The following is a 16848-nucleotide window of genomic DNA, read 5'->3' as shown; positions in this document are numbered from 1 at the left end:
GAAATTTAACTTGGAGAGGCGGTCGTAAAATGGTCAATGCAAAATCAAAAGATGTCATTCTGATTGGTGCGGGGGTTTTAAGTACTACATTTGGTTCCCTGCTGAAAAATATAGAGCCCGATTGGAATATCAAGCTTTTTGAAAGGCTGGATAAACCGGCGATAGAAAGTTCGAATGAAAAGAATAATGCTGGAACCGGGCATGCGGCGCTGTGTGAACTGAACTATACAGTTGAGCAGGAGGATGGATCCATAGATATTGAAAAGGCAAAGGAGATAAATGAGCAGTTCGAGGAGTCCAGGCAATTCTGGTCCTATCTGGTCAAAGCCGGGGAAATAGAAAGTCCGGAGGAATTCATCCGGCCATTGCCGCATATGAGCTTCGTCCAGGGTGCGGATAACGTGGATTTTCTGAAGAAACGCTATGAAGCGATGCGTCCGTTCGACATGTTCGAAGGGATGGAGTATTCAGAGGATCCAGATGTATTGGCAGAATGGATGCCGCTCATGATGGAGGGGCGCCCCTCAGGCACCCCGGTTGCAGCGAGCAGGATAGATTATGGTACGGATGTCAATTTTGGGGAGCTCACACGGAAACTGGCAAAGAATATCAGCGGGCATGATAGAGCAGAAGTCCATTACAAGCACGAGGTTCTTGACTTCAAACAGCTGGAAGACAGCAGGTGGGAAGTCAAGATACTCAACATCAGGGAAGGGAAGATTGAATACCATACCGCAGATTATATATTCATCGGGGCAGGCGGCAACGCGATTCCGCTGCTGCAGAAGACCGGGATACCGGAGAGCAGGCAGCTCGGCGGATTCCCGATCAGCGGCGCGTTCCTGGTATGCAACAACCCGGAAGTGGTAAGTATGCACGGCGCCAAAGTGTACGGGAAAGAGCCGCCGAACACGCCGCCGATGACTGTACCGCATCTGGACAGGCGGTATATACAGGGTGAGGAGAGCCTTCTGTTCGGTCCATTTGCGGCCATCGGTCCAAAGTTCCTGAAAAACGGCTCCAACCTGGACCTCTTCAAGTCCATCAATCCGGGCAACGTATTGACCATGCTTTCCGCCGGTGCCAAGAATATGCCGCTGGTCAAATATTCCATCCAGCAGGTCATGATGAGGAAGGAAGACCGGATGGAAGAGCTGAGGAAGTTCGTCCCAGGTGCCAAAGATGAGGATTGGGATCTCCTTGTTGCCGGCAAACGCGTGCAGGTGATCAAAGATACAAAAGAGTACGGAAAAGGGTTCATCCAATTCGGGACAGAAGCCGTCAATTCAGAGGACCGCACTGTCATGGCCCTGCTCGGAGAATCACCCGGAGCCTCCACCTCCGTCTCCGTCGCCCTCGAGGTGCTGGAAAACAACTTCCCGCAGTACATGGAGGAATGGTCACCGAAGATAAAAGAAATGATCCCTTCATACGGCGAATCTTTGATAGAAGACAGCGGGCTGATGAAGAAGATAAGGAAAGAAACTTCCCGGGAGCTCGGACTGGAGTAGAGCCCCCCGGGTTATAAGAGAGACACTGATGCTTAAACAGGGCACTCAGTGTCTTTTTTATACAGTATTTAATTCGCTGGGATGTGACGGAAAGACTTGTTTCCAAAACAATATTAGGCGCATAATGGTTATAATGATAAAATATTCAGGAAATTGGAGGGGGAGCGATGTCCGACGGCAGAACGCATTATCAGATCAGCAGATGGCTCATCCTTCTGTCTGCCACGTTCCTGTTCCTGGCAGTCCTCTTTTTGCTTCCTGAGGGTATCGGCTGGCCGGCCCGCAGTACGATTGCGATCATGGTGTATGCGCTGGTGCTGTGGGCGTTTGCACCGATTCCGATCGGACTGACGGCCCTGTTTGTCCTGGTGCTCCTTCTGCTGCTGAGACCTGTTGATATAGAGATCATCTTCAGCGGCTTTGCCTCCCCCGCGATTTTCCTTATCATCGGTGGCATGATGATGGCAATCGGTGTGAATCATACGCTGCTCATCAGGCGGATGACGTATTCCCTGCTTGCTGTGATGGGAAAATCGGCAAAGGGCATCTACATAGGGTTCATCATACTGATGCAGGTCCAGGCATTTTTCATACTGGCGACCGCTGTCCGTGCGACTCTGATGATGCCGATTGTGTCGAATATAATAGAAGAAACCGGTGTGGGCAAAAACTCGAATTTCAGCAGATTGTTGTATATCGGATCTGCATTCGGCGGCAACATCAGTGGTGTGGCTGTGCTTACTGCTGCCATCGGGAACATACTTGCCGTTGAAATACTCAGGCTGTATGCGGATGTGTCGATTTCATATCTGCAATGGTTCATCTATACAGCACCGATATGGATACTGCTGGTGATTGTCATCATGTACATCGTCTGGAAGTGCTATCCGCCGGAGGTGGAAACATTCGAGAAACTCCATAAGGAAATGAAGCGCAAGAACAGGGCCATCGGTAAATTCACACTGGATGAGAAGAAGTGCCTGGCGATACTTCTCTTTACCATCCTCCTGTGGCTGACTGAGTCCCTTCATGGATATCATCCGACGTTTGCAGCGCTTTGTGCGGTTGTTCTGATGGCTCTGCCGGGTACTGGGTTCATAGAGTGGAGGAAGCTTCTTGATGTGAATTTCGGTATGATCCTCCTGCTTGGTGCGACACTGTCCCTCGGCTACTCACTGATTGAATCCGGCGCAATCGACCTGCTTGAGACGCTGTTGTCGCCAGAGGGATTCATAGAGGTGTTCGGCAATCCGTGGCTTGCGATACCGATCGTGGTCATTCTGTCACAGATCTATCACCTCGGAGTGACGAATGTCTCGACGGCGGTCATAACGATACTGCCCGTTCTCATCAGTGTTTCTTCACAGGCCGGGCTGGATCCCGCCGTCATGTCCGTGGCTTCGGCGGTTTCTTTGCTACTGGGGTTCCTGCTTGTTGTGGAGACGATGCCGAACGTTGTCGCCCACAGCACCGGCCGGGTGACGCAGAAGGATTTCCTCTGGCCGGGCATATGGGCGACGTTTGCGAGCATCGCAATCATCACCCTGGTGGCGTATACTTACTGGAGATGGATCGGTTTCTGGCCATAGAAAATATGAAAATTTTGGAGGATGCACATGAAGGACATAAAGCTTGCGGTGATACCCGGGGACGGAATCGGAAAGGAAGTGGTACCCGCCTCCCTGAGGGTGCTGGATACGATCGCTGATATACATGGCGGACTGAAGTTTGAATATGAACAGTTTGATTATGGCTGTGACTACTACATGGAACACGGCGGCATGATGCCTTCAGACGGTATGGATCGGCTGGGCCAGTCGGACAGTGTATTACTTGGAGCGGTGGGAGATGCATCGAAAGTGCCGGACCATATTTCCCTCTGGGGTCTGCTCCTTAAGATCAGAAGGGAGTTCCAGCTTGAGGTCAACGTACGTCCGGCGAAAGTTTTCCGCGGTATCCGCTCACCACTTCTGAACCCGAAGGATTTCGATATTATGGTCGTCCGTGAAAACAGTGAAGGGGAATACAGCTCAGTCGGCGGCCGGATGTACCAGGGGGATGATGAGATTGCCATACAGAACAATGTGTTCTCGAAACGAGCGGTGAAACAGGCCATGGAACATGCATTCAATTTGGCCGGATCGAGGCGGGGACATGTGACCAGTGCAACGAAATCCAACGGCATATTCCATTCGATGCCATTCTGGGATGAAGTGTTCAAGGAGACTGCGGCCGGATTCGAAGGGATAGAGACGGCATCAAGGCATATCGATGCCCTTGCAGCGAACTTCGTCACCTATCCTGAATGTTACGATGTAGTGGTTGCGAGCAACCTGTTCGGGGATATCCTGACGGATGTCGGGGCGGCTATCATGGGCAGCATCGGCATTGCGCCTTCGGCGAATCTCAACTTGAACGGCAGACATCCGTCGATGTTCGAACCGGTCCACGGCTCTGCGCCGGACATCGTCGGGCGCGGCATCGCCAACCCGATCGGCCAGATATGGACGGCGAAGATGCTGCTCGATCATCACGGGGAGGAAGAGATGGGCAGGCTGCTGCTTGAAACGATGGAAAGTGTGACGGCCGATGGTTTCCTCACGCCGGATGTCGGAGGAACCAGCACCACGCACGAAGTGACGGAGCAGATAATCGGAAGATTGAAGAGGTGACTCAAAAAGGTGCGCCCTTGTTTTTACAGGGGCGCACCTTTTTGAGTTCCTTTGTAAAAAGTCTGATCACATCAGAGGCGTCAGTCGGGATAGGGGGAATGTATCGACATGAACTCCTGTCTGAGCCGTCCGTACCATTTTCCGACGAAGGGTTTTTCATTGTCTTTGCGCATGCTTGCATACATGGGATGTTTTATATTCAGGTGTTTCAGGCTGTGCACGGCGAAATTCGGATAGTTGTAGGTCAGCTGTCTGGCTTCATCACTTGTGACGATTGCGACGTATCCGTGATCGATGAGGAGGTGCTGGATGATTGAAAGGTCTTTATAGTTGTGTATCCGGCTGTTTTTGAACAGCCGCTCCATCTCTATGACTGGGTCGAAAGACGCAAGGGGCAGGCTTTCGAGCTCACTGGAGGAAGCCTGTACGGGCAGGTTGAGGCTGCGTTTCTGCCGGAAGACATAATAGTAGTTCTGCTCGAACAGCAATGTGCTCCGGAGATCTCCGTCATTGAATTTCTGAGGTGATATGACAAGATCGAGCGATTCATCCAGTAACTTTTCCCCGAGCGTTTCCTCTGATTCGGAATGGATGGTGAAGTCGATGGTTTCATCCTGCTTCATGAAGTGGTTGAATGACTGCAGTACCTTGCCCGTCATGTCCGACCGGGTGATGTGGATGTTGAATGTATGTTCTTTCCTGTCCGTTACATCGATGAGCCTTTCTTTGGATCTCTCAATGGAGTCGAGTATTTGCACCGCATCCTCGTAAAATGACCTGCCCCCATCTGTCAGCTTGATGTTCCTTCCTTCCCTTCTGAACAATTCGGTCCCCAGATCACTCTCCAAAAGACCGATCTGCCTGGAAAGGGCGGACTGGGCAACATTGAGCACCACGGCAGCTTCCGTCATATGTTCCTGTCTGGCGGTTTCCACGAAATATTTCAGCTGTTTTATCTCCATACGCTCACAACCAATCTAATAATGATATCAATATTATATCATTGATATATTGATTGTATCGAATCAAATATGGATAATATAGACTTACAGAAATATTCTGAAAAAAGAGGTGACTCAAAATGAGTTTATATCAATCAATCACACAAAAAGGTCTGTATGACTCTAAAAACGAACACGACGCATGTGGTATTGGTTTCTATGCAAATATGGATAACAGGCGCTCCCATCATATCGTCCATAAATCCCTCGAAATGCTTGAGAGGCTGGATCACCGCGGAGGCATCGGTTCTGATGGAGTGACAGGGGACGGCGCCGGCATCATGACCGAGATTCCCCATGACCTTTTAAAAGAAGAATACCCGAAACTTCCCGGGTTCGGCGAATATTCAGTGGGTATGTATCTGATTGACACGGACGCCTCTATTGAGTCATTCAGGGAAATCGTGCAAAACACGGTGGATGAGGAAGGGCATGGGTTGATCGCATTCAGGGAAGTCCCGGTCAGTGTTGATGCGATTGCCTCCCATGTTCAACAGACGATGCCCCAGTTCATCCAGGTGATTACGGATGTGAGCGATGCACCCGATCTTTATTATATGAGGAAGATGATTGAACAGAATCTGGAATCAGCGGATGTCGGCCATTATGTGGCATCGTTCTCCAATGAGACCATCGTGTACAAAGGATGGCTGCGTGCCGGCCAGATCAAGGAGTTCTATGTGGACCTTAAGGATGAGCGTTATGTGTCGAAGTTCGGCTCAGTCCATTCGAGATTCAGCACGAACACTTTTCCGAGCTGGGCCAGGGCGCACCCGAACAGGCTGCTCATGCACAACGGTGAGATCAACACGATCAAGGGGAATGCCAGCTGGATGAAGGCGCGTACGAAACAGTGGCTCATGGACACATTCGGTGAGAAGGGCAGGAAAATAGAAAGCATCATCGACATGGACGGCAGTGACTCTGCGATGGTCGACAATGTACTGGAATTCATGAGTCTTGTGATGACGCCGGAGCAGGCGGCGATGATCATGATTCCGGAACCGTGGAGGTACCAGTCCTACGACAATCCTGCTGTCAAGGATTTCTACGAGTTCTACAGCTATCTGATGGAACCGTGGGACGGTCCGACAATGATCAGTTTCTGCGACAACCACAAACTGGGGGCACTGACAGACAGGAACGGTCTCAGGCCGGGACGCTACTATGTCACGAATGATAATGAAATCATCTATTCATCGGAAGTCGGCGTAGTCGATGTCGAAGAGGATGATGTCATGTACAAAGGCCAGCTGAGTCCGGGTAAACTGCTGCTTGTCGACTTTGATGCCTCAAGGATCATCGAGAACGATGAATTGAAGCACAGTATCGCAACGGAGAGGCCCTACAGTGAATGGATGGCTCAAAAGCGCAGGGGGGCTGTGGACCTTCCTCCGTTGAAAGGCATGAATATTGATCCGGAGACACTGCATAATGTGCTCGTGCGCTTCGGTTATACGAAAGAGGACATCAAAAAGTACATGCAGCCACTGACCAGTGCAGTGAAGGATCCGATCGGCGCGATGGGATTTGACCAGCCGCTTGCCTTCCTGTCGGAACGTCCGAAGCTGCTTTTCGACTATTTCAAGCAGCATTTCGCACAGGTGACGAACCCGCCGCTTGATTCCTACAGGGAAAAGATCGTGACGAGTGAAATCACCTACCTCGGCGGCGAGGGGAGCCTGGTTGCGCCGGATATTTCCGCGCTGGACAGGGTGCAGATAGAGCGTCCGGTCATCGATTACCGGACACTAGGCCGTGAGGATGTATTGAAGCTCGGTATTGCCGAGCTCGACATTACGTACACAGGATCGCTTGAGGAGGCGGTCCGCCAGACTGCTGCTGAAGCGGTGGAAAAAGCAAAAACGCATGGCGTGCTGGTTCTTACGGATGAAAGGATACTTTCGGATCATGGTGTATATGTCATGCCGTCCCTCCTCATAACAAGTGCGGTGCATCAGGCGCTGATCCGAGAGGGACTGCGGACAAGGACCAGCATCGTCACGAAGACTGCCGAGGTGAGGGAAGTGCACCATGTGGCTGCGTTGATCGGCTTTGGTGCCAATGCCGTTCTCCCATACATTGCACAGGAGACGATTGCGGGTGTATCCGGCGGGCACGATACAGCTGTTACCGACTACAATAAGGCACTCACCGAAGGGCTGATCAAAGTGATGGCGAAAATGGGCATATCTACAGTCCAGAGCTATCATGGTGCACAGGTATTTGAAGCGGTCGGCCTCGGGGCATCGGTCATGGAGAAATACTTCGATGGCGCAACGTCCAAAATAGGGGGACTGTCCATTGGGGATATTGACGTCAGGAATAAAAAGATGCAGGACGTGAGACTCGAGTATCTTGAAGCGGGCAGCAAGTTCCAGTGGAGACAGCAGGGCGATCATCATGTAATCAATCCGGAGTCCATACGCCTGCTGCAGAAGGCATGCCGTACAAATGATGGGGAGGCATACAGGGAGTACAGGGACTATATGCACGACAGCCATCATTCGAGCATCAGGCATCTGCTCAGGTTCAAGGCGGGCAGATCGATTCCCATCAGCCAGGTGGAGCCGAAAGAGGAAATCGTCAAACGTTTCAAGACGGGGGCGATGAGCTACGGGTCACTTTCCCAGGAAGCACACGAAACACTTGCTGAAGCCATGAATATGATCGGCGGCAAAAGCAACAGTGGTGAAGGCGGAGAGAATCCGGAGCGGTTTGAAGCGGATGAAGACGGCAGAAACCTGAACAGCGCCATCAAACAGGTGGCATCGGGCCGTTTCGGTGTGAACAGCCAGTACCTGAACAGTGCAAAGGAAATACAGATCAAAGTTGCCCAGGGTGCAAAACCGGGCGAGGGCGGCCAGCTGCCCGGCCAGAAAGTGTATCCGTGGGTGGCGGAGATACGGAACTCCACACCGGGAGTCGGTCTGATCTCACCGCCGCCGCACCATGATATTTATTCCATTGAAGATCTGGCACAGCTCATACACGACCTTAAGAATGCCAACAAGGACGCAGATATTTCAGTGAAACTGGTGGCAAAAGATGGTGTCGGGACGATTGCTGCAGGGGTGGCGAAGGCATATGCTGATAAGATCGTCATCAGCGGTTTCGACGGCGGTACGGGGGCGTCACCGATCACGAGCATTCAGCACGCCGGTCTGCCGTGGGAACTCGGACTGACCGAAGCGCATCAGACACTGCAGCTGAATGGGCTGAGGTCCCGTGTGACACTCGAAACGGACGGCAAGCTGATGACCGGGCGCGATGTCGCGGTGGCGTGTGCCCTTGGCGCGGAAGAATTTGCATTCGCCACAGCACCGCTCGTCGTCCTCGGCTGCATCATGATGCGTGTGTGCCATAAGGATACATGTCCTGTCGGCATCGCGACGCAGAATGGCGATCTCAGAAAGCTGTTTACCGGAAAGGCGGAGCATGTCGTCAACTTCATGCACTTCATTGCTGAAGACATCAGGGAGATCCTTGCGGAACTCGGGCTGAAATCCATGGATGAACTCGTCGGCGCTGTTGAACATCTTGAGGTGGATACGGCCAAGACGGCCCAGCATCAGATGAGTGAGATTGATCTCGCCCCGCTCCTCATACAGATCGAAGGGGACAGAAGAAAGACGAAGGGGCAGGAGCATCCGTTCGAATGGTCGCTCGATGATTTGACGATGCTGCCGGATTTCAAAGAACAGGTGGAAATGGGAGAAAGTCACGAAGCGGCCTATCATGTGAAGAACAGGCACAGGAACGTCGGTACGAGGCTGGGGAGTCTCATTACCAACACTCATGGCATGGACACGCTCAGGCACGATCATTACAGAGTCAATACGTTTGGTCACGGAGGGCAGAGTTACGGTGCATTCATACCGCAGGGGCTCACGCTGCACCATACCGGGGATCTGAATGACTATGTCGGCAAAGGCATTTCCGGCGGCCGCATCATCGTACAGGCACCAAATGTGAACCGCAGCCATGAAATCATCACAGGCAATGTATGCCTGTACGGTGCGATAGCTGGACAGGCGTTCATCAATGGTATGGCCGGAGAGCGCTTCTGTGTAAGGAACAGCGGTGCAGAAGTTGTCGTCGAGGGGATAGGAGACCACGGTCTTGAATACATGACCGGCGGCCGCGCTGTAATACTAGGGGATATCGGTAAAAACTTTGCTGCAGGGATGAGCGGCGGCATTGCTTATATCATCAATGAAAAATCCATTGCAGAAAACAAAGTGAACATGAACGGTGAAATGATTGAACTGGGACATGTCACAGATGCCGAAGAGATGGAGAAGGTGAAGCATCTGCTGTATGGCCACAATTACTTTACCGGCAGTGATAAAGCACGGACGGCGCTCGCGCGTATTGAGAGCGGTGAATTGGAGATCATCAAGGTGATTCCGGCAGAATACAGAAAAATGCAGCAGAAGATCCGTTTCGGACTTGGGGCGAAAAAATCCAGAAAAGAGGCGGAACTGAATGCATTCAACAATGAAATGGAAGTAGCGGATGATGAACTTGAAAAGATGAATATCCATTAGAAAGGAGCACTGCCGTATGGGAGAATTCAAAGGGTTTTTAAAATATGACAGAAAGAAACAGGACGAAGCGGATCCCAGGGAAAGGATTGGTAATTACGATGCTTTCCAGCATCGATTCTGCAATGATGAAGCAAGTGAGCAGGGGGCACGCTGCATGGACTGCGGCACCCCGTTCTGCCAGACGGGCACAGGTGTCGGCAAAGAAACGGTCGGCTGTCCTATCGGCAACTATATCCCTGAATGGAATGACCTCGTCCACCAGGGGGATTTCAGGGAAGCTTACCGACGCCTGGCGGAAACGAATAACTTTCCTGAGTTTACAGGCAGTGTCTGCCCTGCACCGTGTGAATCTTCATGTGTCCTCGCCATCAACAGCGAACCGGTGGCAATCAAGGGGATAGAACGGACCATCATTGATGAGGCCTACGAACAGGACTGGGTTAAGCCGAGGAAACCGAAACACCGTCTGGGTACCCGCATCGCCATCATCGGCAGCGGACCGGCGGGTCTTACGGCCGCCGATGAGATGAATTCGTGGGGCCATGATGTGGATGTCTATGAGCGTGATGCGAAACCAGGCGGTCTGCTGAGGTACGGCATTCCGAACATGAAGCTGGATAAGGAAGTGGTGGAACGACGTATAAGCATCATGCAGGCAGCGGGCATCAGGTTCATCTGTGACGTGAATGTCGGTTCCGATGTCACTTACGATACCCTGGACGCAGAATATGATGCAGTGATTGTCGCAGTGGGTGCCAGGAAGCAGAGGGATCTGAAGCTTGAAGGGCGTCAGAGCCGTGACATACAGTTTGCGATGGATTACCTGACCGAGCAGACGAAGTATCATTTCGGTGAGATTGATGAGCCCGGGGTCACCGCCGAAGGGAAGCATGTCATCGTCATTGGCGGCGGAGACACAGGGGCGGACTGTGTTGCCATGGCCCTGCGTGAAGACTGCAAGTCTGTCTTCCAGTTCAATAAATACGACCGTCTGCCTGATGAAATGAAGGGCAATCCATTCTGGCCGCTCGAAAAGCAGACGTTCAAACTGGACTACGCGCATGCGGAGTACCAGGCGAAGTTCGGCATCGAACCGCGTGCCTATGGTGTACAGACCATGGGGTATGATGTGGATATGATCGGTGATCTGAAAGGGGTCAACACCCAGGTGCTCGGACAGGAATCACTGTCCGGGATGACGCTTGAGGAGCGGGAAAGGTATTTCAAGGCGGATCTCATCCTGCTTTCCATCGGATTCGAAGGTGTGGAGAGCGAATTGCCGAAAGCTTTCAACCTTCATATGGAGCAGAACAAGATTGCTGCAGACGAAGATAACTATAAGACGAACAGAAGGAAAGTGTTTGCCGCTGGGGACGCAAGGCGCGGGCAGAGTCTGGTCGTATGGGCCATCAAGGAAGGCCGCGGCGTTGCCAAGGCGGCCCATAAATTCGCTGTGCAGAACAAGATGTTCCATAAGACAGGTTAGGGTTCAAAAAACGGGATGCCCCGGCGGGCATTCCGTTTTTCTTTTGGGTTCTGAATGCCCTGTAAAGGGTAATGTTAAAGAAATCGGCATCTGGGAAGTGACATGAATCCGGAACATGACAGGTGATGAACATGAAGTTTACAGGCAGATTCAAGTCCCGGACGGTACATGCAGCAATAATTGCGGGCATCATCCTTTTTGCAATTTTTGCCCCGGATTCCATTCTCCGTGACTTCAGTCCGGAACAGCAGAGAACCGTTTCGCTCCTGACACTCGCCATTTATCTGTGGACACTTTCGAAAATGCCGACCGGTGCGGCGAGCATACTGATACTTGCGATGATAATCCTCCTGAACCTGACAGACTCGGTGGAAGATGCCATGTCCGGGTTTCTTTCCTCTGCGCTATATTTCATACTGATCCTCTCCATATTGAGCCGGGTGCTTATCAGGGCGGATGCAGATAAAGTGATTTCTACAAAGATATTGGGGATCAAAAACATCACACCCCGTAAGATCGCACTTATTCTGCCGGTTTTCATGTCTGTGCTGCCGGTGTTGATGCCCTCTGCATTCGCAAGGCTGAAAACAGTACTTCCTTTTGTTGACAGTATGAATGAAGCATTCGGTTTCCCAGGGGACAGTGTGTTCAAAAAGTATGCTCTGTACGTCACGGGATTCGTCAATCAGAACAGCACGATGATCGTTTACACTGGCGGAGGCTATCCCATACTTGCGGCTCAGCTGCTGAAAGATTATGGAATTGCCGACCTGGGCTGGTTTGACTGGTTCATGGTCATCGCGCCGCCACTTTGGTGTGCTATCATCGTTACAAGCATGTTTTCATGGTTTTATCTGAAACTGTCCTATCCATCAGAAAGTGCGGAGGACTTTACCATGGAAAAGGATCTGACCGGCATGGATCATCATGAATATAGGCCGACGAAGCGCTTCTGGTTCGTAGTTCTGACATTCAGTATGATGATACTGACCTGGATATTCACGGATCCGGAAAAAGTGCCGACGCTTTTGCCACCGATGATCCTTCTCGTGCTTTATGCACTGCCGAAGATAGAGCTGATTACCGACAAGGATATACGTGGGTTCAACTGGGAAAACTTCCTGCTCATCGGTGCATCGCTGTCCATCGGTGTAATACTGGATCAGAACGGCACCGCACGTGTGATTGCGGAGCAGCTGATCGGTCTGGTGCCGGAGGATGCCGGTACAGTCCTCAATATCATCATCGTCGCAGTGATCATGTTTTTATTCCGCATGATTTTTATCGTACCGACTTCAGCTGTCATCGTGATATTTCCCGTCATGATTTCGTACGCGGATATGACCGGTGTACAGGTGCTCACCCTCGCCTTCATCGTCATCATGATAATCGGTGGTACGAATATACTGCCGATCCATTCCCCAACATTGTATTTCGCATTCAAAGAAGGTGTCCTGAGCAGGAAGGATCACTATGTGATGGCGGTATTCTCAAGTCTTACATTCCTTGTCGTGTCGATACTTGCGGCACTCCTCTACTGGAATATGTGGTGCTGATTTTTCATGGCTCATCCTTAAAATCCATAGGAGTTATAAAGCGCAGTATGATATGATTCACGTATGGTCTGAAATGCTTATTATATTAGTTTAAGGAATGGTTGAATGGCAAAGGAAAGGCTTTGGACAAAAGATTTCATCATCATATTCATATTTAATTTCTTCATCATGCTGGCGATGTTCCTGCTGATGGTGACGATCAGCGGTTATGCCGTGGATGAATTCGGCATATCCACGAGCACCGCCGGTCTGGTGGCCGGAATCTTCATCGTTGGATCATTGATCGGCAGGATACTGACCGGCCATCAGCTCAGTCTGATCGGAGCGAGAAAGATCATGTACATCGGAACGGTCATGTTCGTCATTACATACGGCCTCTATTTTATCGCCGACAACCTGACGCTCCTGCTCATAGTGAGATTCTTCAACGGACTATCAAACGGTGTGGCGACGACGGCTGTCGGGACACTTGCGGCACTCGCCCTGCCTCAGAGCAGAAGAGGGGAGGGCATCAGCTACTTCAGTCTGAGCTTCGTCATTGCCACAGCGCTCGGGCCGTTCATGGCCTTCTACCTGCTGCAGTTCATCGAATATCAGATGCTGTTTCTGATCGTCTTCGTCCTTGTACTGACCGCCAGTATATTTACACTCTTCGTGCGTACGGATAATACGACAGTCGATCTTGAAAAAGAACCGAAGCCGAAGTTCGAATGGATTGATAAAAAGGCGATGCCGGTTGGGATTGTCGTGCTGCTCATCTGCATGGCCTATTCAACGGTCCTGTCATTCATTGCATTGTTTGCAGAAGAACAGAGTCTTGTCGCCGCTTCCTCCTACTTCTTCCTGGTATACGCAATCGTCATCCTGATCACACGCCCGATCACCGGAAGGATCATGGACCAGAGAGGTGCCAATGTAGTGATGTATCCATCGCTGATTGTACTCGCCATCGGCTACCTCGTACTCGGACAGACAGGATCCGGCTTCATGCTGCTTTTGTCAGGTGTGATGATCGGTTTCGGTTACGGAAACTTCCAGTCCATCTCCCAGGCACTCTGCATAAAAATTGCAGATGCCAAAAATGTGGGTCTCGCCACATCCACTTATTTCATCGCCCTCGACTTCGGACTCGGTGTCGGCTCCTATATACTCGGAGTACTCGTACCGGCACTCGGCTACAGCGGCCTCTACAGTTCAATGGTCGTGCTTGTCGCACTCGGGTTCCTGGTCTACTACATGGTCTACGGCAGGTACGAATCCAAAAAACAGAGAATATGAAAAAAGCTCCCAGTTTCTGGGAGCTTTTGTGTTACCAGCCGATTTCCTCAAGCGGGAGGAAGGCCGGGATGAGAGAACCTTCGTGCTCTTCTTCTATGAATTGCTTGGTATCCTCTTCCTGGAAGAGCTCAGCCACTCTCTGCAGTGTCTCATCATCAGTATCCTCACTTCTTGAAGCTATGATATTGACGTAATCAGTGGCCGTTTCATCTTCATGGTAGATGGAGTCTTCAACCGGATTGTATCCTGCATCCCTTGCGATACCGTTGTTTATCACTCCGGCGTCCACATCACCGAGTGCCCTCGGGATCTGTGCTGGCGCTGTCTCGACGAGTTCAATGTTTCTAGGATTTTCAACAACAGAGTCGGAAATTGACCCCAGTCCGTCATAGTTGTCAACAAGAGTGATGAGCCCTGCATCCTCAAGCAGCATCAGGGCACGACCCTGGTTGGATACATCATTCGGCAGTGCAATCTTTCCACCGTCGGGAATTTCTTCAGGAGCTGCAAGCGAATCCGAGTAGAGTCCCATCGGTGCAAGGTATGTAGTCGCAATCGGCGCGAGATCCAGATCGCGCTCTTCGATGAATTCATCGAAGTAGGCGACGGTTTGGAAAGAGTTGATATCAAGCTCCCCGTCAGCGAGTGCCGTATTCGGCTGTACGTAATCGTTGAATGAAATGATTTCGATATTGATGCCTTCCTCAGCCGCTTTTTCAGCAACGAAATCCCATGTCGATGTATCCGTTCCGCTGATTCCGACTTTGACCGTTTCCTCGCTGCCGCCCCCGCAGGAGGCAAGAACAGCTGACAATACAAGAATGAATGTGAGTAGAATTGATTTTTTCATGATATATCTTCTCCTTTTATCTTCTTCCGACAGCACGTGACACGAAGTTTCCGAGTGACTGCAGTCCCTGCACCATGACGATGAGGATGATCACCGTGATTGCCATGGTGACCGTATCAAAGCGCTGGTAGCCATATGTGATGGCGAGGTCGCCGACACCGCCGCCCCCGACCGTACCCGCCATGGCAGAGGCGCCTATCAGTCCGATTGTTGCGATGGTGAAATTGACGACGAGCGAGCTTAAGGCTTCCGGCAATAGGAACCTGAGAATCGTCTGGAGCGGGGTGGCCCCCATCGCATCGGCAGCTTCGAGGACGCCGTCATCGACTTCGAGCAGCGAGCTCTCGACAAGTCGTGCTATGTAGGGCCCGGCATAGACGATCATCGGTACGATTGCTGCTGCTGTACCGATCGAAGTGCCGACGACGAGTCTTGTGAACGGAATGATTGCAACAAGCAGGATGATGAACGGGATGGATCTGAAAACGTTGATGACAATGTTGAGAACGCTGAACACCGCCCTGTTTTCAAGGATCTGACCCGCCCGCGTCACAAAAAGTGCGATACCGAGCGGCAGCCCGAGCAGTATTGAAAAAATGAATGACACCGTGACCATCTGCACGGTCTCGATGACTGCACTTAAAATCTGATCCTGATTAACCAGCATATGTATTCACCTCACTGTAGACAATCTTGTTATCTTCGAGATAGGACAGAGCATCCGAAATCTCCTGGCCGGTTCCTTTTAATGTCACAATGAGATTGCCGAAAGGCACACCCTGGAGTTCAGTGATGTTGCCGAACAGGACGTTGACCTCCACATCGAATTTCTTTGAAATCTGCGACAGGAAAGGACGTGCTGCGGTATGATCGACGAAATTGATCCGGTAGACATTGTCATCGGCGGCAATCATATCGGTTACATATTTCGGGATTTCAGTGTGCATTACCGTATTGACGAAATTCCGTCCCGTCACAGTCTGTGGATTGGAGAATATTTCAAAGACGGTGCCTTCCTCGATTACATTGCCATGCTCCATTACAGCAACCCTGTTGCATATCTCCCGGACGACTGACATTTCATGGGTGATCAGCAGGATGGTAATATTGTACTCCTCGTTGATTTTTTGGAGCAGTTTCAAAATTGAATCGGTCGTCTGTGGATCAAGCGCAGAAGTCGCCTCATCACACAGCAGTATCGATGGACGGGTCGCCAGCGCACGGGCGATGCCGATCCTCTGCTTCTGACCGCCGGAGAGCTGGTCCGGATACATTTTAGCCTTGTCGGCCAGGCCGACAAAATCGAGGAGCTCCATGACCCTTTCCCTGATCTTCGGCTTTGGAGCATTGTCCAGTATGAGGGGCATCGCAATATTGGCATAGACAGTCTTTGAATTCAGCAGGTTGAAGTGCTGGAAAACCATGCCGATCTTCTTCTTGGCATTCCTGATTTCTTTTGTGGAAATCCGGGTGAGGTCCGAGCCGTCGACAATCACGTTGCCGGCCGTGGGCTGTTCCAGATAGTTGACACATCGGATCAGGGTGCTCTTGCCTGCACCGCTGAAGCCGACCACACCGTAGATTTCGCCCTTACCCACTTTCATGTTTATATCCTTCAGAGCATGGACGGTACCATGCTTCCCTTCGAATGTTTTTTCCAGTCCTTTGAATTCGATCATATAAAACGCTCCTTAAACCATTCCGTTTTTCAGCCGCATAAAAAAAGTCCCTCTCTTTTAATGAGAAGGACTTATAATTATATATCTATAAAAAGTTTCTTCTCATCTTCCAGGCACGACGCCTGCTGGATTTGGCACATCACTCATGCGAGTTGTTGCCGAAGCATCACAGGGCCAGTCCCTCCGCTTCTCTTGATAAGAAATAATATGCAGTTGTCTGTTTAATGATTTAGAGAAAGTTTAACAGGGAACCAATTATAAAGCA

11 protein-coding genes and 1 riboswitch are annotated in these 16848 nt (G+C 50.9%); of the genes, 7 read left to right on the top strand and 4 right to left on the bottom strand.

Translation table 11 applies throughout. From position 1 onward, the window contains the following. Positions 1-29: 29 nt before the first annotated feature. The 3 genes from mqo to C792_RS0112090 all read left to right on the top strand — a co-directional run bounded on the left by mqo (position 30) and on the right by C792_RS0112090 (position 4183). Complete coding sequence (gene mqo / locus C792_RS0112100) at positions 30-1511, top strand: malate dehydrogenase (quinone) (protein WP_017549718.1); 1482 nt, start codon at positions 30-32, stop codon at positions 1509-1511. A gap of 167 nt (positions 1512-1678) precedes the next feature. Beyond that, positions 1679-3100: an SLC13 family permease gene (locus tag C792_RS0112095; protein ID WP_017549717.1), complete on the top strand. Its 1422-nt coding sequence runs from the start codon at positions 1679-1681 to the stop codon at positions 3098-3100. Between the two features lie 27 nt (positions 3101-3127). Continuing rightward, complete coding sequence (locus C792_RS0112090) at positions 3128-4183, top strand: tartrate dehydrogenase (protein WP_017549716.1); 1056 nt, start codon at positions 3128-3130, stop codon at positions 4181-4183. Positions 4184-4263: 80 nt separating this feature from the next. On the opposite strand, the gene C792_RS0112085 is transcribed toward C792_RS0112090, so the two are convergent. Beyond that, the gene (locus tag C792_RS0112085) at positions 4264-5145 is read right to left on the bottom strand and encodes a LysR family transcriptional regulator (protein ID WP_017549715.1); all 882 of its coding nucleotides are present in this window, start codon (positions 5143-5145) and stop codon (positions 4264-4266) included. 119 nt (positions 5146-5264) lie between these two features. Between C792_RS0112085 and gltB the strand changes: the two genes are divergently transcribed. The 4 genes from gltB to C792_RS0112065 all read left to right on the top strand — a co-directional run bounded on the left by gltB (position 5265) and on the right by C792_RS0112065 (position 14054). Further along, the gene (gene gltB, locus C792_RS0112080) at positions 5265-9734 is read left to right on the top strand and encodes a glutamate synthase large subunit (RefSeq protein WP_017549714.1); all 4470 of its coding nucleotides are present in this window, start codon (positions 5265-5267) and stop codon (positions 9732-9734) included. A gap of 16 nt (positions 9735-9750) precedes the next feature. After that, on the top strand, positions 9751-11220 hold the full coding sequence (locus C792_RS0112075) for a glutamate synthase subunit beta (protein ID WP_017549713.1): 1470 nt from the start codon (positions 9751-9753) through the stop codon (positions 11218-11220). 131 nt (positions 11221-11351) lie between these two features. Then, the gene (locus C792_RS0112070) at positions 11352-12776 is read left to right on the top strand and encodes an SLC13 family permease (protein WP_017549712.1); all 1425 of its coding nucleotides are present in this window, start codon (positions 11352-11354) and stop codon (positions 12774-12776) included. A 105-nt stretch (positions 12777-12881) separates the two neighbouring features. Then, a complete protein-coding gene (locus C792_RS0112065; RefSeq protein ID WP_017549711.1) occupies positions 12882-14054 on the top strand; it encodes an MFS transporter in 1173 nt (390 codons plus the stop codon). A 31-nt stretch (positions 14055-14085) separates the two neighbouring features. Here C792_RS0112065 and C792_RS0112060 read toward each other — a convergent pair whose 3' ends face one another. The 3 genes from C792_RS0112060 to C792_RS0112050 are packed head-to-tail and all read right to left on the bottom strand — an operon-like array spanning position 14086 to position 16583. After that, positions 14086-14904, bottom strand: coding sequence for a MetQ/NlpA family ABC transporter substrate-binding protein (locus C792_RS0112060; RefSeq protein WP_017549710.1), 819 nt, complete (start codon positions 14902-14904; stop codon positions 14086-14088). 16 nt (positions 14905-14920) lie between these two features. Then, the gene (locus C792_RS0112055) at positions 14921-15571 is read right to left on the bottom strand and encodes a methionine ABC transporter permease (RefSeq protein ID WP_017549709.1); all 651 of its coding nucleotides are present in this window, start codon (positions 15569-15571) and stop codon (positions 14921-14923) included. Continuing rightward, complete coding sequence (locus C792_RS0112050; protein ID WP_017549708.1) at positions 15561-16583, bottom strand: methionine ABC transporter ATP-binding protein; 1023 nt, start codon at positions 16581-16583, stop codon at positions 15561-15563. The genes C792_RS0112055 and C792_RS0112050 overlap by 11 nt, the downstream gene beginning before the upstream one ends. Positions 16584-16682: 99 nt before the next feature. Next, positions 16683-16785: riboswitch (SAM riboswitch) on the bottom strand. Positions 16786-16848 lie beyond the last annotated feature (63 nt).

Origin of the sequence: Salinicoccus carnicancri Crm (assembly GCF_000330705.1) — a bacterium.
GTDB lineage: Bacteria > Bacillota > Bacilli > Staphylococcales > Salinicoccaceae > Salinicoccus > Salinicoccus carnicancri.
Note: the sequence above shows the minus strand (reverse complement) of the source record. Positions and strands in the feature narration are given on the sequence as shown.